We start from the raw sequence: 529 nt of genomic DNA, 5'->3' as shown, positions 1-529 counted from the left end.
CTGACCTTGGTGCCAAAGCTTGGCCCCTGAGACCCGTAAAAGGCCTTCTTCAGGTACCCTTTCTCTAGCCCAAGATTCTCACACAGCAAGTCTAGAAGCAGCTCAGCCAGTTTCTCCAAGTGCGCGGTGAATTCCTTCATCGCCTTCCTGTAATCTTCTTCAAGGTCTGGGATTTCAGACATGTTGGAGGTTGGAAGATGGCGGAGGAAGAAGGTGCTTTCCCAGTCCAAATCGTTGATTTCGGACTGAACAGCCTCCAGACCCTTCCTTGCCACCATTTCCTTGAACCTCTGCTCCATACACTTCTTGTAATGCTCCTTTGTCAACTTCTCCACTGTGTCCATCAGCTCATGGGATATCCCATGATTCACCAACTCAAAGAAACCCCAGTTCTCACAAGCATCTTTGATATTCTCCATGGTTGCTGCTCTCTCTTCTCCATTGAGATTCTCCATGTTAATAACTGGGAAACTCTCCATCTCTCTCTGTGTATCTCACTCTCTCAACTGCTTCTCCCACTGTGTGTTTG

The 529-nt window shown here is 48.0% G+C and carries 1 protein-coding gene; it reads right to left on the bottom strand.

Going from position 1 to position 529, the window contains the following annotated elements:
* A partial coding sequence (locus tag CXQ96_RS17945; protein ID WP_219816181.1) for a 2-oxoglutarate and iron-dependent oxygenase domain-containing protein occupies positions 1–479 on the bottom strand: 479 nt, incomplete at its 3' end.
* Between the last annotated feature and the right edge of the window lie 50 nt (positions 480–529).

It is taken from the genome of Arthrobacter sp. B1805 (assembly GCF_002929745.1).
Taxonomy (GTDB): Bacteria; Actinomycetota; Actinomycetes; order Actinomycetales; family Micrococcaceae; genus Arthrobacter_D.
This window is presented reverse-complemented; position numbering and strand designations above follow the sequence as displayed.